We start from the raw sequence: 13,907 nt of genomic DNA on the forward strand, positions 1-13,907 counted from the left end.
ATTGTATGGTGAGAAAAATGCTCGGCGGACGGCTGATTTGGCCGTGCCTTCATGGACAAGGATACGATGAACACTGAGATCTTTACCGGGGTGATCCCGGCTCTGATGACGCCCTGCAAAGCCGATCGCAAGCCTGATTTCGATGCGCTGGTGCGCAAGGGCCAGCAGATGATCGCAGCGGGCATGTCGGCCGTGGTCTATTGCGGCTCGATGGGTGACTGGCCGCTGCTGACCGACGCACAGCGCCAGGAAGGCGTGGAGCGCCTGGTGGCGGCGGGGCTGCCGGTGATCGTAGGCACCGGCGCGGTCAATTCCGCCTCGGCCGTGGCGCTGGCTGCCCATGCCCAGAAAGTGGGCGCTGCGGGCCTGATGGTCATTCCCCGCGTGCTGTCGCGTGGCAATTCGCCGACCGCGCAGCGCCATCATTTCGAGGCGGTCCTGGCCGCTGCCCCGGACCTGCCGGCAGTGATCTACAACAGCCCCCATTATGGCTTTGAAACCAAGGCTGACCTGTTCTTTGCGCTGCGCGCCAAGTTCAAGAACCTCGTGGGCTTCAAAGAATTTGGTGGCGCAGCCTCGATGACCTATGCCGCCGAGCACATTACCAGCGGCGACAATGGCGTGATCCTGATGGCGGGTGTCGATACCGGCGTCTATCACGGCTATGTCAAGGCAGGCGCGACCGGCACGATTACCGGCATCGGCAATGCGCTGCCCAAGGAAATCCTGCATCTGGTGGCGCTGTCCAAGGCCGCTGCGACCGGCGATGTCGCGGCACGCGTGCGGGCGCTCGAATTGGGCGAAGCGCTGGCGGTCCTATCGAGCTGGGACGAGGGCACCGACCTCGTGCTCTATTACAAGTATATGCTCGAGCTTCAGGGCGAGGCCGAATACAAGCTGCATTTCAACGCCACTGACGAATTGTCACCCAGCCAGCGTGCCTGGGCCAAGACGCAGTTCGAGCAGTTCAATGCCTGGTATGCAAATTGGAGCCAGCAGCCCGATCCCCACAAGCCGTAAACCGTCCTCCCTCAAGGTTTCGGCCAAGGCCCTCCCCCAGCGGGAGGGCCTTTTGTTTTGGTCAGTCGATGGCTTCAAGGCCCAGATCGAGCAGGCGATCAAGCTGCTGCATTTCTGCGTCGGTCAGAACAATGCCTTGCGCTTGGGCAGTCCGGCGGGCCGCAAAGCGCCGCTGCGAGGGGAGCCGGGCGCCCTGCCCCTCAATGGCTTCGAACAGGATTTCGGCACGAGCGAAGGGGTCGCCGGGCCGGCAGTCAGAGAAGCGCTCGGGCGACATGGCGATGATCAATTCGCCATGGGCGGGGGAGAAGGCCGTCGTGCCCAGGGCGTCGAGGGCGCCGGTGCTGGTGAGATCGCCGATCATGACACCGGCCAGGAGTTCGATCATCGTGCTCATGGCCGAGCCCTTGTAGCCGCCAAAGGGCAGCATGGCGCCGGCAAGGGCCGCGTCGGGCGCGGTGGTGGGCTGGCCTTGATCGTCGATCGCCCAGCCTTGCGGGAGCTGCTTGCCATCACGGCGATAGAGTTCGATCTCGCCACGGGCGGCGACCGATGTGGCAAAGTCAAAGACATAGGGTTCGGCGTGTTGCCGCGGCCAGCCGAAGGCGAAGGGATTGGTGCCAAACAATGGCTTGGTGCCGCCCCAGGGCGCGACGGTGGCATAGCTGGGGCACATGACCATGGCGGCAAGGCCCTGATCTGTGATGGCTTCGACTTCCGGCCAGAGAGCGGAAAAATGCGTGCAATCATTGATGACCATGGCAGCCAGACCCAGTTGCCTTGCCTTTTCGACCAAAAGCGGCAGGCCCAGATCAAAGGCGGGGAGCGAAAAGCCGCTTTGTCCGTCGATGCGGATGATGGCGCTGTCGTCGGCGGCGGCGATTGTGGGGATGGCGTCGCCCCGAACCTTCCCGGCCTTGAACGTGCGCAGCACCCCTTCGATGCGGTAAACGCCATGCGCCTTGCAGGCATCGCGCTCGCCCTTGGCGATGACGGTCGCGACGGCCTGCGCCTGCGCTTTGTTGAGGCCGGCATGCTCAAGGATGGCCTGCACCTTTTCGCAAAGTTGCTCGAAAGAAAGTGTGGTGCTCATGCGTCTTGCTCCGTGCTGGTGAGATAGTCGACCAACGTGCGCAGGCCGAAACCGGTGCCGCCTGAAGGGCTGAGGGGACTACCCTTGGGCGCATAGGCGGGACCGGCAATGTCGATGTGCAGCCAGGGCGTTTGCGGCGCAACGAACTTTTCGAGAAAGGCCGCGGCAATGGAGGCGTGGCCATAGGTGACGCCGGGCCAGTTGAGGAAATCGGCGACGTCGGAGGCCAGCTCGTCGTGGAAACCGGCATCGATCGGCATGGGCCAAGCCAGTTCGCCGGTCTGGGATGCTGAGGCAAGAAGAGCATCCACCGAAGGGCGGTGGTTGCCATAGATGCCGGCATAGCGGGGGCCGAGGCCGATCTGCACGGCATAGGTGAGGGTCGCGACATCGATCAGCTCGCGCGGGGCGAAGCGCTGCTGCAGATAGGTCAGGCAATCGGCAAGCACGAGGCGCCCTTCGCAATCGGTATTGCGGATTTCGACATAGGGGCCGGCCAGACTCTTGACCACATCGCCCGGACGGCTGGCCGAACCGCTGGTCATGTTTTCGGCAAGACCGAGCGCAGCAGCAATTGGGCGGCGAATGCCGAGGCGGGCCATGGCGGCCATGGTTGCGGCGACGGTGGCGGCGCCGGCCATGTCGTTCTTCATCTCCCACATGCCGGCGACAGGTTTGATATGGATTCCGCCGGTATCGAAGGTCATGCCCTTGCCGGCCAGACCAATCGGGGCGCCATCGCCTTCCATGCGCAAAATGACCATGCAGGGCGGGTTGACCGAACCCTGCCCTACCGCAAGGACGAGATTGGCGCCGAGCGCTGCGAGCTGTTGGGCGTCAAGAATCTCGACCGCGATGCCGAGCGGAGTGCAGAGCGCATGGATACGGGCGGCCAGTTCGAGGGGCGGCAGCGTATTGCCGGGCTCGTTGACCAGGTCGCGGACGATATGGACAGTTTGGGCGGCGATCTGCAGGTGTTTGATCTGCTCGACCAAGGCGTCGGAACAATCGATCAGTGCAAGCTGAGTCTGACCCTCGCGCGACGTGCTGCGATATTTGTCGAAGCGATAGGAGCGGGCGAGAAAGCCGTAGACAAATTCGGCAAAGAGATCAGCACTGAGCCAAGTGGAACAGGTGAGGGCCAGGCGGCCGGACAGGTCGAGACATGCGACCGCAAGACGGGCGCCAGCAGCCTGGGCGTCGAAAATCGAGGCGTCAGGCGACAGGCCGGCAAGTAGGAGCCGATCCTCGGCGCGACCGGCAGGGGCCAGCAGATTGGCGACTTGTCCGGTACGGGCTTCGAAACCGTCGGCGGCAAGGGAGCGGGCGAGGCGGTCGCTGTCGGGCAGGTCGGCGACGAAGGGGGCAAGTGTCTCAGGGTTCAGGATTTCTGCGGCCGCGCCACCTGCGCGAGGAGCGGCATTTGCCTCGAAGATTATGTCCATCTTTCCCTCACATACCATGTCGGTACAGCTGATCACGGAAGTATGCACAGTGTCGACATATAAATGTCTTGCATGCTGGATAGGGGCTTAGCCGTGACAGCCGAGTTTGCACAGCAAACGATCACCGCCGTGCGATGTGACGAAAATGACATCACCCTACTTGTCGACACTTTGGATATTAGATAGCATCCTGGATGAAACGAGGTGCCTATCGTGATCAGTGCCGGTCTTATAGATGAGTTCATGGCGAGCGTCCGCCGCCCGGGCGTGACGGCGATCGACCTGATCGGCGGCGTTGGCAAGATGCTGCACGAGACCATCGGCACCCAGCTGCTGACGGCGTCGGTCTATGACATGGACAGCCGTCAATCCAAGCGCGTCTATTCGGAAAATCTCGAGGCCTATCCGCTGGCCGGCCTTAAGCCGATCGAAGACAATAAGTGGACCGAGATCGTGCTCAACCAGCACCGGGTGTTCCACACGCTCAAGATCGAGGAGATCGCGGAAGTCTTTTTCGACTGGCCGCTGATCCAGTCGCTGGGCAACGAGTCCAACGCCAATATTCCGGTCGTGGTCGATGGCAAGGTCATCGGCACGCTCAACCTGTTGAATAAGGCTGGGTACTATACCGCCGAGCGCATCACGCCCGCTGCGGACCTGCTGCCTTACGCCACCATCGCCTTCCAGCATCTGGCCAAGTCGATGAAAGCATAATCGCTTCGTGGGCGTAAAAGCTCACGGAGACGGGGAAACAAAACACGGTGGGCAACGTGCCGCCGTCGTCAGGAGAACCAGCAGCGGAAATTGGGAGCCGCTGGTGTGAAAGGGAAAACTATGAAACTACGTTTTGCATTGCTGACTTCCTTCGCTGTCGCTGGTGTGGCCACCGCCCTGCCAGCCATGGCACAGGATCCGTTCCGCATCGCCTACCTCGCTTCGTCGAGCCAGAATGGCTATAATCAGGCCATCTATGCCGGCATCCAGGAAGCTGCCGCCGCGAAGGGCGTCGAAGTCGAGATTTTCGATGGCGCGTTTGACTCCACCAAGCAGTTCTCGCAGGTCGAGGACGTGGTGGCCGGCGGCCGGTTCGATGCCCTCATCGTGACGCCCAACGATAGCGTTGGCATTGCCCCCGCCCTTGAAGACGCCGCTGCAGCCGGTCTCACGGTTGCCTCGACGCTTTTCCCGATTGGCTCCGACCTGACCAATATGGAGCCGCAGGTTCCCGGCCTTACTACAACCGTTGCCGCCAACCCGGCAATCGGCGCCAAGGCACAGGCTGACGCCGTGGTTGACTATTGCGCCGACAAGGATCCGTGCCGCGTGGCCGTTATCATCGGCCAGCTGATCTATCCGTTCGATAACCTGCGCAACGAAACCTACAAGGAAGTGTTCGCAGAGCACGCCAATATCCAGATCGTTGCGACCGGCGAAGGCAATTACGATCCCGATACGGCCTTGACCGCGATGCAGGACATTCTGCAGGCCAATCCGGAAATCGACGCCGTGCTGTCCAATGCCGACCAGCCGCTGATCGGTGTCGAGATCGCGCTCAACGATTTCGGCTACAATCCGGGCGAGGTCTATATGATCGGTGGCGGTCTCAACCAGATCACGATCGATGCCATCCGCGCCGGCAAGGTTGCTGCAACGCTGGCAGAAGTGCCGCACAGCATGGGCGAGGCAGCGCTCGAAGCGGTGGTCACCACGCTCGAAGGCGGCACCGCACCGACCTGGATCGACCCGTTCGAGCTCAGCACCACTCCGGTCATCGTGACCAAGGAATGGCTCGATGCCAACCCCGACTTCGTCGGTGAATGGCAGGGCTAAGCCCAGCAGACGAGACTGGCGGGGTCGCACGATCCCGCCTACCCTCCACCCTTTAGCGGAGGTCCGTTGCCATGGTAGCGAACGGTACGACAACGGCTGTCCGGCTGACGGGCGTTGAAAAGAGCTTTGGCTCGAGCAAGATCCTGCATGATATCGCGCTCGAATTCCGGGCTGGCGAAGTGCATGCGCTGATCGGGGAAAACGGCGCAGGCAAGTCCAGCGTCGGCAAGATCATCGGCGGCTATTATTCGGCCGATCGCGGCCAGGTGGAGATTGGGGGCACCCCGCTTGATCAATCGACGCCACGCCGCGCGCTGCAGATGGGCGTGGCCATGATCCATCAGGAACTCCAGCTGGTGCCGCAACTGACCGTGGCCGAGAATGTCTTTCTAGGTCTTGAGGCCAATGTTGGGGGCCTGCTCAGCGGGTCGGACAACAAGCGCTTCTCCGTACTGGAAGAACAGTGCCGCTTTGGCCTTGATCCGCGCCGCAAGGCTGGTGACCTGTCGATCGCCGACCGGCAGAAGGTCGAGATCATGCGCGCCATTGCGCGGGATGCGCGCATCATCATCATGGATGAGCCGACCTCGTCGCTGACGGCGGACGAAGCGGACCGGCTGCACCGGGTCATTGCCGACCTGCGGGCGCAGAGCCGCACCATCATCTATGTCACCCATTTTCTCGACCATGTGCTGGCTGCCTGCGATCGCGTGACGATCATGCGGGACGGTCGCGTGGTCCGCACCGGCGAAATTGCCAGCGAAACCAAGCAGAGCCTGGTCGAAGCCATGCTCGGCAAGAGCGCGGAAGTCGCCTATCCCCAATTGCCGGCCCGGCCGGATGCGTCGGTTGCGCCGCGCATCGAAATGGCCGGGATCAGCACGGATGCGGGAATTTCGGACATCAACCTCACCATCCGCCCCGGCGAAGTGGTTGGGCTGGTGGGCCTGGTCGGTTCTGGCCGCAGCGAAGTGGCGCGGGCGCTGTTTGGCGTCGATGCGGCGCTGAGCGGCACGGTATCGCTTGACGGGCAGGTGTTGCGCGGCCTGTCGCCCAAGATCGCCGTGCGCCATGGTATCGCTTTCGTGCCCGAGGACCGGCGCAAGCAGGGTTTGAACCTCGTGCAGCGCACGCGCCCCAATATGAGCCTGCCCCATCTCGACCAGATCAGCCGCTTCGGCTTTCTCGACATGGGCGAAGAGCGCCGTCGCACCAAGGCGATGATCGAGCATTTCGGCATCGTGCCATCAGGCATTGACGGCGAAGTGGCCTATTACTCGGGTGGCAACCAGCAAAAGGTGCTGCTCAGCAAATGGGCCTATGGCAAGCCCAGGGTCGTCATTCTCGACGAACCCAGCCGCGGCGTCGATATTGGCGCGCGCCGCCGCATCCACGATTTCATCGTCGAACTCGCAGCGAGCGGCGTTGCCGTGCTGCTGATTTCCTCCGAGCTCGAGGAAGTGCTGAACCTGTCGCATCGCTCATATCTGATGAGCGAAGGCCGGATCATTGGCGAAGTCGACAGTTCCGATATCAGTGTTGAAGACGTGCTGTTCCGCCTCTTCAACGTCCAGAAGGCGCAGGAGCAATCCGCGCCCCTGCCCGCACAAGGTTGAGACCCATGGCCGAACTTCAAGCAACCGCACCCACGACGCCCAGCCGGGCCAGGTTTTCCGTCGGCGATTTCCTGCGCGAATATGGCATTTTGCTCATCATCGTCGTGCTGATGATCGGCCTGACGCTGATCAGCCCATCCTTCCTCACCTCGCGCAACCTGCTCAACATTCTCAACCAGAGCGCCCCGCTGGCCATTATTGCGGTGGCGCTGACACTGGTGATCATCAGTGGTGGGTTTGACCTGTCGACGGGGGCGATCTTTGGCGTGGCCAGCGTTTCGGCGGCATGGCTGGCGGTCCATGTCGATCCGACGGTGGGCATGATCGCGGGGCCCCTGCTGGGCCTTTTGCTGGGTGTGGTCAATGGGTTGATCATTACGGGGTTCAACGTCCACTCGTTTCTCGCGACCCTTGCCTCAAGCATGGTCTATCGCGGCATAGCGGTGCTGATTACCGGCGGCGCGCTGATCCCGGTGAGGATGGAAGAATTCGCCTGGCTGGGTCGGGGCCGCGTCGGCATGGTCAATATCGCCGTGCTGATCCTTCTGGTCTTTATGGTCGCGGTGATGGTGCTGCTCAACCGGACGACCTTTGGCCGCCGCGTCATCGCCGTGGGTGGCAATGAGGAAGCCGCCATCCTTTCGGGTGTGCGCACAAATCTGGTGCGGATCGCCTGTTTCGGTCTCACCGGTTTTGCCGCCGGTCTTGCCGGCATCATCGCGGTGTCGCGCATTTCGATGGGCCAGCCCCAGGCAGGCGTTGGCATGGAACTGGAAGCCATTGCCGCGGTCATTCTGGGTGGCACCAGCATCTATGGCGGTGCCGGAGCAGTGTGGCGCTCGATCGCCGGCGTGCTGCTGCTGGCGCTGATCGGCAATGGATTTAACATCCTCAACGTCAATCCGTTCTTCAAAGATCTGACGACTGGCGTCATTATCGTGGTTGCGGTTGCACTCAGCGCCGGCAAGAAGCGCAGATAATCGGAGCAGACGATGGCGGGGGGAAAGTTGAAGGCAAAGGGTGAGGCGGTCGGCACGGCAACGACGCGCGTACGGGGGCAAGGTGCCCGCACGGTCTATGAGACGCTGCGCACGGCAATTCTTGACCTGAGCCTCGAGCCGGGCAGTCCGCTCGACGAGGTGACGCTGTCGGAGCGGTTCGACATGTCCCGCACCCCCATCCGCGAGGCGCTGGTGCGCCTGGTGGCCGAGGGGCTGGCCAAAACGCTGCCCAATCGTAACACGGTCGTGGCCACCATCGATTTCGAGCAGTTGCCGGTCTATTTCGAGGCGCTGACGCTGATGTATCGCGTGACGACGCGCTCGGCGGCCGTGCATTGGCGGGCCGAACATATCAGCACCATTCGCGCCTTTGCGGCCAATTATGCCGGGACCGTGAGCGCGCACGATGCTCTGGGCATGATCCAGACCAATCGCGATTTCCACATGGCCATCGCCGAGGCGGGCGGCAATCCCTATTTCACGGGACTGTTCGGACGCCTGCTCGATGAAGGCCGGCGTATCCTGCGGCTATATTACCAATCCTTCGATGACAACCTGCCGCACCGCTATGTCGACGAGCATGAGGAAATGATCCTCGCCATCGAGGCGCGCGATGCAGACCGGGCCGACCAGTTGGCGGCTGCCCATGCGGCGCAGATCGTGCGGCAGATCCAAAGCTACATTGCCCGCGGCACGGTCTCGGGCATATCTCTTGAGTTGGAACGGACCTGATGGTCAAAATTGCAGTCGTGGGCGCCGGCATTGTCGGCGCGACCATTGCCACGCGCCTGATCAATGACGGTCATGCGGTTACGGTCTTTGAGCCCGATATCGATGGCTTCCCCACCTCCTCTGGCAATGCGGCGCTGATCGCGCTGCCCGAGATCGCTCCGATTGCAAGCCCCGGCATCCTGACCGCCGTGCCCAAATGGTTGCTCGATCCGCAGGGGCCGTTGACGCTGCGCTGGACCGATGTGCCCGCACTGCTACCCTGGCTGCTGGTATTTCTGGCTTCGGCCACGCCCTCGCATGGCCGCAAGGTTCGTGCTGCGCTAACCTCCCTGATGCGCACGGCATTGCAGGACCATCAGGCTTTGGGCCAGAGCATCGGACTGACCGACCATCTGCGCCAGACCGGCTATGTTTCGGTGCATGACAGCGAGGCTAGCGTCAGCGCGGCGCTGCAGGAAGCGGCCAGCGTCAAGGCGGCGCTGGGATATGATTACGAGCGCTTGTCGCCCGATGCGGCGCGCAAGCTGGTGCCGCAACTGGAAGGTGCTTTCGCCGGCGCGGTGCATCAGCCGGTCTATTGGTCGGTGAGCAATCCGCATAGCGTGTTGCGGGCCTATCAGGCCTATCTGCGGGCCAAGGCGACGCTCGTGCCGGAGCGGGTTACGCGGCTGTCGCGCGATGACCGGGGCGTCACGGTTCATGCCGGGGCGGGCGAGAGCCTGTTCGACAAGGTCGTGGTGGCGTCGGGCGTCTGGTCGCGGGACCTGGTGCGCAGCCTTGGCGCCAAGGTGCTGCTCGAAAACGAGCGCGGCTATAATACCACATTCACCGATCTGGGCTGGAACCTTGCCATGCCGGTGGGCTTTGCCGATCAGGGTTTTGTCGCCACGCCACTGGTCGATGGCCTGCGCGTGGGCGGCGCGGTGGAATTGGCCAAGCCCGATACCAGCCCCAATTTCGCGCGCGCCAAGGCGATGCGCACCAAGATGCGCCGCTATGTACCGAGCCTCCCCGAGGGCGGCAAGGAATGGATGGGGCGCCGCCCCTCGACGCCCGATTCCCTGCCGGTGATCAGCAGCCTCCCTGACGATCCCCGGGTCATCTACGCCTTCGGCCATGGCCATCTTGGCCTAACGCTGAGCGCGGTGACAGCGCGGCTGGTGTCCGGACTGGCCGGCAGCGCGCCGCATGACCCTGATCTCAACCCCTTCAGCATCAACCGCTTTCAGTAGACTGCGCCGCCAACGACGCCGGGTGCGTCGCCTTGTCCGAATGTTCTGTATTTAGTTTGTCGACAAATTGCTTATTCTCTTGGCAGGTGACTGCATCTGCCGTTATTGTCGACAAATTGGATATTGCCTAACAACCCAGATCTCACCCTCCGCCACGCGCGGAATGGCAGAAAAAGTCGGGATGACTAATGACCAAGCGTGACACAATCAGCCGGATTGCCACCGACGTAGGCGGCACCTTTACGGATCTCGTCTATTTCGAAACCGACAAGGCCACCGGCCAGCAGACGGTGCGGACGGAAAAGTCCGATACGACGCCGCCCAATTTCGAACAGGGCGTGCTCAACGTCATCAAGAAGGCCGAGCTTTCGGTGGCGGAAGCCGACTTTTTTGCCCATGGCACCACCGTGGTCATCAATGCGCTGACCGAGCGCAAGGGCGCCAAGGTGGGTCTCCTGACCACGACAGGCTTCCGCGACGTGTTGGAAATCGCCCGCGGCAACCGCCCCGACTTCTTCAACCTGTCCTATGAAAAGCCGACGCCTTTCGTCGAACGCTATCTGCGCCAGGAAATCGACGGCCGCATGAACTATAGCGGCGAGGAAGTGACCCCGCTCGATCTCAGCGGCCTGCCGGCCATTCTCGATGGCTTCCGCGCCGATGGCGTGCAGGCTGTCGCGGTCTGCCTGATCCATGCCTATGCCAATCCCGCCCATGAAAAAGCCGTGCTGGAGGAAATCCATCGCCTTTGGCCGGAGGTAGCGACCGTCGCGTCGCACCAGATCACCCGCGAATGGCGCGAATATGAGCGCACCAGCACCACCGTGCTCTCGGCCTATGTGCAGCCGACGGCGCAGCGCTATCTCGAGCGGCTGGAAGCGGGTCTGCAGCAGGAAGGCTACAAAGGCCGCCTCTACATCATGCAGTCCAATTGCGGCGTGGATTCGCTGGACTCGACCAAGGCCATTCCGATCACCATGGTGGAATCGGGCCCGGCATCGGGTTTCTGGGGCGCGGCGGAACTGGGCCGCATCATTGGCGAGCCCAATGTGCTGGCGCTCGACATTGGTGGCACGACGGCCAAATGCTCGCTGATCCAGAACGGCCAGGTGTCGATCAAAACCGACTACTGGATCGAGCGTGACCGCAAGAGCGCCGGCTATCCCATTATGGTGCCCGTGGTCGATCTGGTCGAAATCGGCAATGGCGGCGGCTCGATCGCCTGGGTCGACGACTTCGACAAGCTCCATGTCGGCCCCCAATCGGCCGGCGCCATGCCGGGTCCTGCCGCCTATGGCCGTGGCGGCACCAATGCGACCACGACCGACGCCAATCTCGTGCTCGGCCGCATCAATCGCGACTATTTCTGCGGCGGCTCGGTGATCGCCGATATGGCTTCGGTCGATGGCGCGCTGGGCACGCTGGCCGACAAGCTTGGCGTCAGCCAGCAGGAAGCGGCGCGCGGCATCGTGCGCATCGCCAATGCCAATATGGTCAATGCGCTCAAGCTCGTATCGCTCAATCGCGGCCACGATCCGCGTGACTTTACCCTCGTCGTCTTTGGCGGCGGCGGCGCGATGCATGGCGTGGCGCTTGGCCAGGAGCTGGGCGTCAAGAAGGTCGTCGTACCGCGTGGCGCGCCGGTCTTCTCGGCCTGGGGCATGATGATGAGCGACCTGCGTCGCGACTATTTCGTCACCCGCCTGATGGACGGTACCAATCGTGCCGGCCTTGAAGCGCTGGTCAGTGAGATTGCCGGCTTTGCCACCGAACAGTTCGGCAAGGAAGGCGTCACGCCCGATGCAGTCAAGATCCAGCCGCTGGTCAAGATGCGCTATCGCAACCAGGAACATTCGGTGGAAGTGCCGCTAGCCGCCGGTCCGCTCGAAGAAGCCCGCATTGCCGCGCTGATCGAAGAATTCCACGGCGTCTACGAGCGCGAATATACCTATCGCCTCGATGTCGCCGTCGAGATCGTGGGCATCCACATCATCGCCTCGGCCGAAGTGGGCAAGCTCGAAATGGTGGCTCAGCCGCGCACCGGCGCCAACCTCGAAGACGCCATCAAGGGCCGCCGCGAGGTGGATTATGCGACCGAAGGCGTCTGTGAAGCCACGATCTACAATGCTGAAAAGCTCGAACCGGGCATGGTTTTTACCGGCCCTGCCATTATCGAGGATCCCGGCACCACCATCGTCATCCACCCCGGCAACCGGGTCGAGATCGACGATTTCGGCAATACCCAAATCCATCTGCGGAGCTGATCGATGACCGCTTACGATCCCGTCACCTTCGACATTATCCAGAATGGCCTTGAAGCCGTCGCCGACGAAATGTTCGCGGCGCAGCGCAAGACCTCGATGAGCGCCATCATTTATGAAGTGCTCGACCTCGGCACCGGCATCTGCGACGCGCAAGGCGAAATCGCCGCCTCTGGCGCCGGCATTCCCGCATTCGTGGGCGTGCTCGATAAAGCCGTCAAACGCATGATCGAAAAACACCCGGTCGATACCATCAAGCCAGGCGACCTGTTTGCCTCCAACGATCCCTATTGGGGTGGCGTGACCCATCTCAACGACATGATCCTGGCCATGCCGGTTTTTGCCGATGGCAAGATCGTCGCCTGGACGGCCAATATCGCGCACTGGAACGATGTGGGCGGCAATGTGCCCGGCTCGATGTCGTCGGAAGCCACCGAAATCTTTCAGGAAGGCATCCGTATTCCGGCGGTCAAGCTGATCGATGCCGGCGTGCCCAACCAGGCCGTGTTCGATATCCTTTACGTCAATACCCGCCTGCCCGACTTCCTGCGCGGTGACCTGTGGGCCGGCATTGCCGGCGTGCGGATCGGGGAAAAACGCATTCTCGAAATGATCGAGAAATATGGCGCCGACACATTCTCGGCGGCCATTGCCGACTTCATGGATCTCGGTGAACGCCGCGCCCGCGCAGCTCTCGCCACCATCAAGAACGGCATCTATCCGTTCGAGGAAGAGCAGGATACCGGCGACATCCATAAGGTGATCATCGAGATCACCGATGACGCCTTCATCATCGACCTGCGCGACAATCCCGACCAGAAGGGCTCCAGCAATTCGAGCCGCGAAGGCGTCGAGATTTCGGCCCAGCTGGCGTTCAAGGCCTTTACCGATACACAGGCTCCGGGCAATGGCGGTTTCTTCCGTCCGCTGCAGCTGCTGACCCGTCCCGGTTCGGTGTTCCATGTCGTCGAGCCGGGTGCGCTGGGCTATTATTCGGAAGTCGAAATCCGCGTCTTCGACCTCATCCTGCGCTGCCTTGCCCACCACTTCCCCGGCGTGCTGCCGGCGGGCAACTTTGCCTCGATCTGCGGCACGGTGATTGGCGGCAAGCATCCCGATACGGGCCGGCACTATACGATCGTCGAGCCCCAGCTCGGTGGCTGGGGCGCCCAGCAGGGCCGTGACGGCAATAGCGCGATCTTTTCGGGCTTTCACGGCGATACGTTCAACTGCCCGGCCGAAGTGGCCGAGGCCCGCTATGGCCTCAATGTCGACGAGCTGGCGCTCAATACCGACAAGGGTGGCGATGGCGCATGGCGCGGCGGCAAGGGCATTTCGGTGCGCTACCGGGTCCGGGCCGACGACAACTTCCTCAGCGTCGGCTATACCCGTTCTCGCATTCCGCCATGGGGCCAGAATGGCGGCAATGACGGTTCGCCCAACTATGTGGAAGTGCTGCGCCCCGGCAAGGACAGCGAACGCTATTCCTTTGCCACCAATGTGCCGCTCTCCAAGGACGATGTGGTGCATGTGGTGACGGGCGTCGGCGGCGGTTTCGGCAAGCCCGCCGATCGCAGCGAGGCTGCCGTGCGGCGCGACGTCAAGAACGGCTATATTGACGCCGAGACGGCCCAAAGGGTCTATAACGTGAGGATCTGATTGCTAGTGGGGCGCTTC

Annotated in this window: 11 protein-coding genes; 9 read left to right on the forward strand and 2 right to left on the reverse strand. The window is 62.3% G+C overall.

From position 1 onward, the window contains the following. The first annotated feature begins 66 nt into the window (after positions 1–66). A complete protein-coding gene (locus P0Y65_14385) occupies positions 67–1,020 on the forward strand; it encodes a dihydrodipicolinate synthase family protein (protein WEK03376.1) in 954 nt (317 codons plus the stop codon). Between the two features lie 61 nt (positions 1,021–1,081). Here P0Y65_14385 and P0Y65_14390 read toward each other — a convergent pair whose 3' ends face one another. Beyond that, the gene (locus P0Y65_14390) at positions 1,082–2,113 is read right to left on the reverse strand and encodes an Ldh family oxidoreductase (GenBank protein ID WEK03377.1); all 1,032 of its coding nucleotides are present in this window, start codon (positions 2,111–2,113) and stop codon (positions 1,082–1,084) included. Continuing rightward, entirely contained in the window at positions 2,110–3,558 is a 1,449-nt protein-coding gene (locus tag P0Y65_14395; protein WEK03378.1) for a leucyl aminopeptidase, read from the reverse strand. Before P0Y65_14395 ends, P0Y65_14390 begins: the two co-directional genes overlap by 4 nt. A 243-nt stretch (positions 3,559–3,801) precedes the next feature. Between P0Y65_14395 and P0Y65_14400 the strand changes: the two genes are divergently transcribed. From P0Y65_14400 to P0Y65_14435, 8 genes are all read left to right on the forward strand, one after another. Beyond that, positions 3,802–4,272 (forward strand): GAF domain-containing protein, encoded by a 471-nt coding sequence (locus P0Y65_14400; GenBank protein ID WEK03379.1) that lies wholly within the window; start codon positions 3,802–3,804, stop codon positions 4,270–4,272. A 120-nt stretch (positions 4,273–4,392) separates the two neighbouring features. After that, positions 4,393–5,388 carry a sugar ABC transporter substrate-binding protein gene (locus P0Y65_14405; protein WEK03380.1) on the forward strand — a complete coding sequence of 332 codons (996 nt, stop codon included), beginning with the start codon at positions 4,393–4,395 and terminating at the stop codon, positions 5,386–5,388. Between the two features lie 71 nt (positions 5,389–5,459). Then, positions 5,460–7,004: a sugar ABC transporter ATP-binding protein gene (locus P0Y65_14410; protein WEK03381.1), complete on the forward strand. Its 1,545-nt coding sequence runs from the start codon at positions 5,460–5,462 to the stop codon at positions 7,002–7,004. Positions 7,005–7,009: 5 nt separating this feature from the next. After that, complete coding sequence (locus P0Y65_14415) at positions 7,010–7,984, forward strand: ABC transporter permease (GenBank protein ID WEK03382.1); 975 nt, start codon at positions 7,010–7,012, stop codon at positions 7,982–7,984. A gap of 12 nt (positions 7,985–7,996) precedes the next feature. Further along, a complete protein-coding gene (locus tag P0Y65_14420; protein ID WEK03383.1) occupies positions 7,997–8,737 on the forward strand; it encodes a GntR family transcriptional regulator in 741 nt (246 codons plus the stop codon). Then, positions 8,737–9,969, forward strand: a complete 1,233-nt coding sequence (locus tag P0Y65_14425; protein ID WEK03384.1) for an FAD-dependent oxidoreductase — start codon at positions 8,737–8,739, stop codon at positions 9,967–9,969. The genes P0Y65_14420 and P0Y65_14425 overlap by 1 nt, the downstream gene beginning before the upstream one ends. 188 nt (positions 9,970–10,157) lie before the next feature. Continuing rightward, positions 10,158–12,233 (forward strand): hydantoinase/oxoprolinase family protein, encoded by a 2,076-nt coding sequence (locus tag P0Y65_14430; GenBank protein ID WEK03385.1) that lies wholly within the window; start codon positions 10,158–10,160, stop codon positions 12,231–12,233. Positions 12,234–12,236: 3 nt separating this feature from the next. Next, the gene (locus tag P0Y65_14435; protein ID WEK03386.1) at positions 12,237–13,889 is read left to right on the forward strand and encodes a hydantoinase B/oxoprolinase family protein; all 1,653 of its coding nucleotides are present in this window, start codon (positions 12,237–12,239) and stop codon (positions 13,887–13,889) included. Positions 13,890–13,907: the final 18 nt, after the last annotated feature.

Source organism: Candidatus Devosia phytovorans (genome assembly GCA_029202405.1).
In the GTDB taxonomy this organism is placed as follows: domain Bacteria; phylum Pseudomonadota; class Alphaproteobacteria; order Rhizobiales; family Devosiaceae; genus Devosia; species Devosia phytovorans.

Excerpts from the sequence above, each read along its gene's own strand:
- P0Y65_14385 (WEK03376.1), top strand. The coding sequence starts at position 67 with ATGAACACTGAGATCTTTACCGGGGTGATCCCGGCTCTGATGACGCCC.
- P0Y65_14390 (WEK03377.1), bottom strand. The coding sequence starts at position 2,113 with ATGAGCACCACACTTTCTTTCGAGCAACTTTGCGAAAAGGTGCAGGCC.
- P0Y65_14395 (WEK03378.1), bottom strand. The coding sequence starts at position 3,558 with ATGGACATAATCTTCGAGGCAAATGCCGCTCCTCGCGCAGGTGGCGCG.
- P0Y65_14400 (WEK03379.1), top strand. The coding sequence starts at position 3,802 with ATGGCGAGCGTCCGCCGCCCGGGCGTGACGGCGATCGACCTGATCGGC.
- P0Y65_14405 (WEK03380.1), top strand. The coding sequence starts at position 4,393 with ATGAAACTACGTTTTGCATTGCTGACTTCCTTCGCTGTCGCTGGTGTG.
- P0Y65_14410 (WEK03381.1), top strand. The coding sequence starts at position 5,460 with ATGGTAGCGAACGGTACGACAACGGCTGTCCGGCTGACGGGCGTTGAA.
- P0Y65_14415 (WEK03382.1), top strand. The coding sequence starts at position 7,010 with ATGGCCGAACTTCAAGCAACCGCACCCACGACGCCCAGCCGGGCCAGG.
- P0Y65_14420 (WEK03383.1), top strand. The coding sequence starts at position 7,997 with ATGGCGGGGGGAAAGTTGAAGGCAAAGGGTGAGGCGGTCGGCACGGCA.
- P0Y65_14425 (WEK03384.1), top strand. The coding sequence starts at position 8,737 with ATGGTCAAAATTGCAGTCGTGGGCGCCGGCATTGTCGGCGCGACCATT.
- P0Y65_14430 (WEK03385.1), top strand. The coding sequence starts at position 10,158 with ATGACCAAGCGTGACACAATCAGCCGGATTGCCACCGACGTAGGCGGC.
- P0Y65_14435 (WEK03386.1), top strand. The coding sequence starts at position 12,237 with ATGACCGCTTACGATCCCGTCACCTTCGACATTATCCAGAATGGCCTT.